This window comes from Pseudomonas sp. WPR_5_2, assembly GCF_003634475.1.
In the GTDB taxonomy this organism is placed as follows: domain Bacteria; phylum Pseudomonadota; class Gammaproteobacteria; order Pseudomonadales; family Pseudomonadaceae; genus Aquipseudomonas; species Aquipseudomonas izuensis.
Genome location: NZ_RBLA01000002.1, coordinates 167,829 through 174,982, shown reverse-complemented (window position 1 = coordinate 174,982; position 7,154 = coordinate 167,829). Strand labels below are relative to the sequence as shown.

Annotated in this window: 6 protein-coding genes; 3 read left to right on the top strand and 3 right to left on the bottom strand. The window is 61.8% G+C overall.

Features of this window, described 5'->3' with window-relative positions; genetic code table 11:
- Positions 1-178: 178 nt before the first annotated feature.
- Genes BJ917_RS09515 through BJ917_RS09505 form a run of 3 tightly spaced genes read right to left on the bottom strand, consistent with a single transcriptional unit; the run spans position 179 to position 3,052 of the window.
- On the bottom strand, positions 179-1,294 hold the full coding sequence (locus tag BJ917_RS09515; RefSeq protein ID WP_096515273.1) for a 3,4-dihydroxy-2-butanone-4-phosphate synthase: 1,116 nt from the start codon (positions 1,292-1,294) through the stop codon (positions 179-181).
- 5 nt (positions 1,295-1,299) lie between these two features.
- A complete protein-coding gene (locus BJ917_RS09510) occupies positions 1,300-2,226 on the bottom strand; it encodes an alpha/beta hydrolase (protein WP_121103198.1) in 927 nt (308 codons plus the stop codon).
- Positions 2,213-3,052: an SDR family NAD(P)-dependent oxidoreductase gene (locus BJ917_RS09505; protein ID WP_096509997.1), complete on the bottom strand. Its 840-nt coding sequence runs from the start codon at positions 3,050-3,052 to the stop codon at positions 2,213-2,215. The genes BJ917_RS09510 and BJ917_RS09505 overlap by 14 nt, the downstream gene beginning before the upstream one ends.
- 145 nt (positions 3,053-3,197) lie before the next feature.
- On the opposite strand from BJ917_RS09505, the gene BJ917_RS09500 reads away from it, so the two are divergent.
- The 3 genes from BJ917_RS09500 to nudE all read left to right on the top strand — a co-directional run bounded on the left by BJ917_RS09500 (position 3,198) and on the right by nudE (position 6,144).
- Complete coding sequence (locus tag BJ917_RS09500; RefSeq protein WP_121103498.1) at positions 3,198-4,241, top strand: Rieske 2Fe-2S domain-containing protein; 1,044 nt, start codon at positions 3,198-3,200, stop codon at positions 4,239-4,241.
- A 136-nt stretch (positions 4,242-4,377) separates the two neighbouring features.
- The gene (locus BJ917_RS09495) at positions 4,378-5,508 is read left to right on the top strand and encodes a helix-turn-helix transcriptional regulator (protein WP_121103197.1); all 1,131 of its coding nucleotides are present in this window, start codon (positions 4,378-4,380) and stop codon (positions 5,506-5,508) included.
- Between the two features lie 87 nt (positions 5,509-5,595).
- A complete protein-coding gene (gene nudE, locus BJ917_RS09490) occupies positions 5,596-6,144 on the top strand; it encodes an ADP compounds hydrolase NudE (protein ID WP_121103196.1) in 549 nt (182 codons plus the stop codon).
- Positions 6,145-7,154 lie beyond the last annotated feature (1,010 nt).

Sequence of the window (7,154 nt, the reverse complement as noted above, 5' to 3'; positions counted from 1 at the left end):
GCCTTCGCGAGCAGGCTCGCTCCTACAGTTTGATCTTCGGTGAACACTAAATTCGCCACCCCCGCAAATCCCTTGTGGGAGCGAGCCTGCTCGCGAAGAGGCCGGCACATTCAACATCAATGTCGCCTATCAAGCCGTCTTCGCGAGCAGGCTCGCTCCCACAGGTACTGTGTTCGACTCAGGATTCGGGTTGGAACGGCACGAATTCGGTCACTTCCAGATCAAACCCGGAAACAGCCTTGTACGGCACCGGTGAACTCATCAGGCGCATCTTGCGCACGTTCTGGTCCCGCAGGATCTGTGCGCCGATGCCCAGGGTCCGCTGCGGAAACTGTGGCGCCCTTGGCTTGCCGCCGCTACGCAGGCGCAGTTGTTCGAGCACGCCATCGGCGGTTTCCTTTTGAGCCAGCAACACCAGTACGCCATTGCCAGCCGCCGCGATGCTTGCCAGGGAGCGCTCCAGGGTCCACTGCTGGGCCCCGCCTTCGCTTTCGCAACCCAGCGCATCACGCAGCGTTTCAATGCTCTGCACCCGTACCAGAACCGGCTGCGTACTGTCGATCCGGCCCTTGACCAGCGCCAGGTGCAGCGCGCCTTGATAGGTGTCCTGATAGGTCGTTACCCGAAACTCGCCATGACGGGTATGCAGCGGATATTCCCCCCCGCGCTCGATCGTGCCTTCGTACAGAATGCGGTGGTGGATCAAGTCGGCAACGCTGCCGATTCGCAGGCCATGACGGCGGGCAAATTCGTGCAGTTCGTTGCCACGAGCCAACGCCCCTTCCTCGTTCAGAATTCCCACCAGCGCCGCTGCCGGTTGCAGGCCCGCAAGCCGCGTCAGGTCGCACGCCGCCTCGACATGCCCGGCGCGCTGCATCACCCCGCCGGGCAATGCCTGCACCGGGAAGATATGCCCCGGTTGAACCAGATCTGCCGGACCACTGACAGGATCGACCGCGACCTGAATCGAACGCGCCCGGTCTGCCGCTGAAATGCCGGTGGACACCCCGGTCGCCGCTTCGATCGAGCGGGTAAACCCCACGCCATGCTGCGCCCGTGAATGGGGCACCATCAGGTCCAGCCCCAGCGCGCGGCAGCGTTGTTCGGTCAAGGCCAGGCAAATCAGCCCGCGCGCCTGCACCGCCATGAACGTGACCGCCTCGGCGCCACAGTGTTCGGCGGCCATCAACAACGAGCCTTCGCCGTTGTGCTCATCGTCGGTGATGACCACCATTTGCCCAGCGGCAATGGCCTCGATCAACTGCGGCACCGTATCGAATGCCGGGCTCGCCACGCCGTTCAATTGAGTGCCCTGCGCAGATCGGCCGCGGCGTCGGCCAAGGCCAATGCAGCGCCCTCGACAAACGGAGCCATGCTGATGAACCCGTGAATCATGCCTTCGCAGCGTTGCAGGCGCACCGATACACCCGCCTGCAGCAGGCACCGGGCAAAAGCCTCGCCTTCATCACGCAACGGATCGAATTCGGCGGTGATGAGCGTGGTCGGCGGCAAACCCGCCATACTGTTGGCCCGCAACGGCGAAGCCAGAGGATCATCCCCCTGCCCGGTATCCTGCAAATATTGTTGCCAGAACCAGTACATCATCGCGCTGGACAGAAAATAACCTTCGGCAAAATCCTCATAGGACTGACTGTCGCAGCGGGCATCGGTCACCGGATAGAACAGGCACTGGTAACTGATTTTCGGCCCCTTGCGTTGCGCCGCCAAACGACTGACCGCCAGCGCCAGGTTGCCCCCTGCGCTGTCCCCGGCCAGCGCCAGGCGACTTGCGTCGATGCCGAGCTCATCCGCATGCTCGACCAGCCAGCACGTGGCCGCATAGCAATCGAGGGGGGCCGCCGGGAAATGATGTTCCGGTGCCAGTCGATAGGCCACCGACACCACCACCGCCTCTGACTGGCGCGCCAGAGAACGGCAAAGGTTGTCGTGGGTAACAAGATTGCCCATGACAAAGCCGCCGCCGTGGAAGAACACCAGCAGCGGCAGATTGTCCTCTTCCAGTGGGCGATACAGCCGCGCATCGAGTAGACCTGCGGCACCTGCAACCTTCAGGTCACGCACTTCGATCATCGGATCGCCGGGGATGGCGGGCAGCAGGTTGTCGCTGAACTGCCGGTATTGCACGGCGTCGAGCTGGCTGAAATCGGGCTCCGGCAGATCGCGAAACTGCTGGAGCACCGCGGCGATCTGCTTATCGAGCGGCATGGGAATCTTCCTCTACATCGGTCATTTGAAAGACGGGATTGGTTTGTTCAAGGATGCTCCGCACCCGTCGCTCCAGCGCTGGTTCGAAGCCTTTGTGCGGCAGGATCCAGAAGCGTTTTTGCGCGATGGCGTCGAACACCTGCGCGGCCAGCTCTCCCGGCGACATGCCTTGGCGAATGGTGCCGTCGAGCAGTTGGCTGAAGGACGAACCGGCGGCGTCCACCACCTGGTTCGACGCCATGATTTCACTGGCGACCGGCCCCGGGCACAGCACCGAAACCGACACCGGTGCGCCGAGCATCGCCAGTTCGTAGTGCAGGGTTTCCGACAGTGCGACCACCGCTTGCTTGGTCACGTTGTACGGCGCCATCAACGGGCTGCTGACCAGCCCTGCCAGGGAGGCGGTGTTGATCACATGGGCGGCCCGCCCCTGGCGCAAGAACAGCGGCACGAAAGCGCGAATGCCATTGATCACCCCGTCCAGATTGACGGTGAGCATCCGGTCCCATTGCGCCCGGGTGATTTCCCAGCTGTAGCCGGTCTGCATCACCCCGGCGTTATTGAACAACAGGTCCACCCCGCCAAAGTGCTCGACGGTACGGTCGCGCAAACGCTCGACCTGCGCCGGGTCGCCAACATCGGTCACACAGGCCAACGCCTGTACGCCGCCAGCCAGCAAATGATCGCAAAAGGTTTGCAGGCCTGCCGCATCCCGATCGGCCAGTACCAGGCGCATGCCCAGCTTCGCCGCGTGCTCGGCCAGGCCTCTGCCAATACCACTGGCGGCGCCGGTAATCACTGCCACCGGGCCATGTTCATTGTTCATCGCCAACTCCTGCACTGGGTCCAATGGCGCCAGTAGAGCGGGCCATTGCCGGGCGGCCATCGTCCATTCAGACGATGCCCGCTTTCACAGGCGCGGCAGAATCCGTGACATGCGCCAAACCCGTGAACCCTGGGAGAACAATAAGATGAGTACCCTGCACCGCATCGAAGCCAGACTGCTGGAAGATCGTTACGCCCGAGGCTGGCACTGCCTGGGCCTGGCGGCCCAATACCGCGACGGCAAGCCCCATCGCCTGGAGGTGTTCGGCACAAAGTTGGTGGCCTTCCAGGGCGAAGACGGCGAGCTGCATATTCTCGATGGCTACTGCCCGCACATGGGCGCCGACCTCAGTACCGGTTGCGTCGAAGGCAACTCGATCCGCTGCCCCTTCCACGCCTGGCGCTGGGGCGCCGATGGCGTCTGCGATGACATTCCCTATGCCAAGCGCATTCCGCCGCGGGCCAAAATCAAAAGCTGGCCGCTGATGGAAGAAAACCATCTGCTGTTCGTCTGGAATGACCCGGAAGGCAACCCACCGCTGCCCGAGCAACGCATCCCGCGCATCGATGCCTGCTTCAGTGAAGAGTGGGCGGCGTGGGAAGTCGCCGAATTGCAGATCGGCACCCACTGCCGCGAACTGATCGACAACATCGCCGACATGGCGCACTTCGGCACCGTGCATGGCGCGCCGGTCGAGGCATTCAGCAATATCTTCGAAGGCCATTTGGCCACCCAGATCATGAGCGCCCGCAGCGAGCGGCTGTCCGGTGACAGCGTGCTGAGCACTGTGGCCACCTATTACGGCCCGGCCTATCAGATCACCGAAATGACCGGCGCCATGAACGGCCAGCCGATCCATTCGATCCTGCTCAACTGCCATGTACCGATCGACCTGGACAGTTTCACCCTGCGTTACGGCGTGCTGGTGAAAAAGATTCCGGGGCTCAGCGAAGAGCAGAATCAGGCGATGGCCAAGGCCTACGTGCAGCAGGCCCAGGAAGCCTTTTACGAAGACGTGGCGATCTGGCACAGCAAGACCCGCGTCGACAACCCGCTGCTGTGTGACGGCGATGGCCCGGTGTATCAGTTGCGCCGCTGGTACGAGCAGTTCTACACCGACGTCGAGGCGTTGGCGGCGGACGTGCTGGAACACAAGAAATTTGTCGTGCGCGCCAGCGAACGGGTCTGACGGCAACGGCCTTTCGCCCGCCACGGGCCTGCCCGGCAGCCGCCCGTCAGGCCCTGAGCCCGAGCGTTGCATGGAGCCGATATCGGCGCTTATTCTCGGCCACCGCCAACGCTAATAATAAGAACGGTTTTTCCCTATGCAGCAGGACCTCAGCCTCGATACGTTCAGTGATTTGCTCGGCAACCTCTATCAGGGGCCGCTGGAAAACATTCCCTGGGCGACCTTTCTCAATCAGCTCAATGTGTATCTGAACAGCAAGTACGTGACCTTCATCCTGCGTCCACCCAGCGCCCATGTGGATGGCTTGATGGTCAACACCACCGGCACCTCGACCGAGGCGACCGCGTCCTATAACAAGCATTTTTTCAGCCTCGACCCGTTCGTCGACCTGCCCAATCGCCAGGTGGTGACCCTCGCCGAGTTCGTCTCCAACGACGACTGGCAGCAATCGGAGTTCTACAAGAACTTCCTCGAACCGGTCGACGTGTTCCACATTCTCGGCGCCGACATCAACACCAGTGACGGCGCCCAGTGCCGGATCCGCATCAGCCGCGGGCGTGACGACAAGCCGTTCGGCAACGAAGAAAAAGCCCTGCTCACCTATTTCATCCCGCACCTGGAACGCTCGATCAAGATCCACATGCAGCTCAATCGCATCGAGGCCGAGCGCAACCTGTACGCCGGGGCGGTGAATCAGATGGCGGTCGGCACGATCATCCTCGACGAGGCCGGCAAGGTGCTGCAAACCAACCAGGTCGCCGATCGACTGATCCAGGAAAAGGACGGCATCAAACTGGTCAACGACGGCCTGCAGGTCGGGACCGCCCGTGACACCCAGGAATTCCGGCGCCTGGTGAAACAGTCGCTGTTGTCGCAGAAGAGCAGCAATCCATCGGTGGTCGAGGCCCTGCGGGTGCAACGGCCGTCCGGAAAGGCCGATCTGGGGATCATCGTGCGTTCGGTACCGCTGACAGACTGGAGCGAAGGCAAGCAGTGCCCCACGGTGGTGATTTTCATCAGCGACCCGGAGCAGCAATCCACCGCGCCCCAGGAGATCGTGCGCGCACTGTTCGACTTCACCCCGGCGGAAACCCAACTGGCGATGCTGCTGGCCAATGGTCTGACCCTGGACGAAGCCTCGGAAGAACTCGGTATCAGCCGCAACACCTCGCGGGCTCATTTGCGCTCGACCTTCTCCAAGACTGGCGTGACTCGCCAGACCATGTTGGTGCGCCTGATCCTGCGCAGTGTGGCGACGCTCGGTTAGTACACGGCTTGCGCCCTCGTCCGCTTGGACGATGGCGCCCTCACAGGCAAGGCGCACAGTGTGTCTATCCCAACCAGGGGCCTGACCATGCGCAATTGTCCGACCATCCTCAAGACCGAGCTGCTGGCTGAAAGCGGCTACATTCAGATCGAAGCCTTGCACCTGCAATTCAGCAATGGCCAGCAGCGGATCTATGAACGCCTGCGCGGTACGGGTTATCGTTCGGTGATGGTGGTGGCGATGCCTGATCCGCTGCATGTGTTGCTGGTTCGGGAGTATGCGGTGGGCGTCGAGAAGACTGTGCTCGGCCTGCCCAAGGGCGGCGCAGAGCCCGATGAAGACTACCTGCAAGCGGCGCAGCGCGAACTTTGCGAGGAAGTCGGTATGCGTGCTGCACGCCTTAGTGAACTGGGCGAGCTGACATTGGCGCCGGGCCACCTGTGTCACCGCTACCGAGTGGTACTGGCCGAACAACTGAGCCCCTGCAAACTGACCGGCGACGAACCCGAACCCCTAGAATGCCTGCGGGTGCCAATGGCACAGATCCCCGAACTGGTAGCCCGAGGCGAACTCAATGAAGCCCGGGCCATTGCCGCCCTGTTCATGGCCACGTCCGCCCTCGCCCGACGTACCTGACACACCACAAACCCTGTGGGAGCAAGGCTTGCTCGCGAAGAGGCCGGCACCTTCAACATCACTGCTGTCTGACACGCCGCCTTCGCGAGCAGGCTCGCTCCCACAAAGGACTGGTGTTTGTCAGCAAACTCTATGTACACCACCACATCACTGTGGGAGCGAGCCTGCCCGCGATGAGGCCGGCACCTTCAACATCACTGTCGCCTGACACACCGCCTTCGCGAGCAGGCTCCCTCCCACAAAGGACTGGTGTTTGTCAGCAAACTCTATGTACACCACCACATCACTGTGGGAGCGAGCCTGCTCGCGATGAGGCCGGCAACTTCAACATCACTGTCGCCTGACACACCGCCTTCGCGAGCAGGCTCGCTCCCACAAAGGACTGGTGTTTGTCAGCAAACTCTATGTACACCACCACATCACTGTGGGAGCGAGCCTGCTCGCGAAGAGGCCGGCAACTTCAACATCACTGTCGCCTGACACACCGCCTTCGCGAGCAGGCTCGCTCCCACAAAGGACCGGTGTTTGTCAGCAAACTCTATGTACACCAGCACATCACTGTGGGAGCGAGCCTGCTCGCGAAGAGGCCGGCACCTTCAACATCACTGTCGCCTGAAACACTGCCTTCGCGAGCAGGCTCGCTCCCACAAAGGACTGGTGTTTGTCAGCAAACTCTATGTACACCACCACATCACTGTGGGAGCGAGCCTGCTCGCGAAGAGGCCGGCACCTTCAACATCACTGTCGCCTGACACACCGCCTTCGCGAGCAGGCTCGCTCCCACAAAGGACTGGTGTTTGTCAGCAAACTCTATGTACACCACCACATCACTGTGGGAGCGAGCCTGCTCGCGAAGAGGCCGGCACCTTCAACATCACTGTCGCCTGACACACTGCCTTCGCGAGCAGGCTCCCTCCCACAAAGGACTGGTGTTTGTCAGCAAACTCTATGTACACCACCACATCACTGTGGGAGCGAGCCTGCTCGCGAAGAGGCCGGCACCTTCAACA

Excerpts from the sequence above, each read along its gene's own strand:
- BJ917_RS09510 (WP_121103198.1), bottom strand. The coding sequence starts at position 2,226 with ATGCCGCTCGATAAGCAGATCGCCGCGGTGCTCCAGCAGTTTCGCGAT.
- BJ917_RS09505 (WP_096509997.1), bottom strand. The coding sequence starts at position 3,052 with ATGAACAATGAACATGGCCCGGTGGCAGTGATTACCGGCGCCGCCAGT.
- BJ917_RS09500 (WP_121103498.1), top strand. The coding sequence starts at position 3,198 with ATGAGTACCCTGCACCGCATCGAAGCCAGACTGCTGGAAGATCGTTAC.
- BJ917_RS09495 (WP_121103197.1), top strand. The coding sequence starts at position 4,378 with ATGCAGCAGGACCTCAGCCTCGATACGTTCAGTGATTTGCTCGGCAAC.
- nudE (WP_121103196.1), top strand. The coding sequence starts at position 5,596 with ATGCGCAATTGTCCGACCATCCTCAAGACCGAGCTGCTGGCTGAAAGC.